Below are 372 nucleotides of genomic sequence, written 5' to 3' on the forward strand. Positions count from 1 at the left end.
CGTCAAGATTATGAAGAATTGCAAMGTGAAGCTAAATATGGACGTGAAAATCTAAAAGAACTCGGCTATAAAGGACAACAAGATTTACAACAACAACAAAGCCGTATGAACACAATCGAGAAAACWGTCGTYCCATGGTTAGAAAAAGAAATAAAAACACATGAGAGYAACMTAAACGCTTTAGATACGGTTTTTAATGTTATTCAACAGACTATTCGTAGTGAAGAAATTACTCAGCAAAGACATCAATTAGGAAGAATGAGAAGCGCAAATATAAACAGAGCAAAGAATAAAGGTCCAGATCTTAGTCGTTAGTTAAATATAAAAAATTGCCTTAAGGCAATTAGAAACAACTTAAAGTTGTTTTATATC

At 32.4% G+C, this 372-nt stretch carries 1 protein-coding gene; it reads left to right on the plus strand.

The genetic code is table 11. From position 1 onward, the window contains the following. Positions 1-315 (plus strand): hypothetical protein (locus AC1DWA_RS33815; protein WP_477917922.1); only part of this gene is annotated, 315 nt, incomplete at its 5' end. Positions 316-372 lie beyond the last annotated feature (57 nt).

It is taken from the genome of Rhodococcus sp. P4_F3_2 (assembly GCF_056401335.1).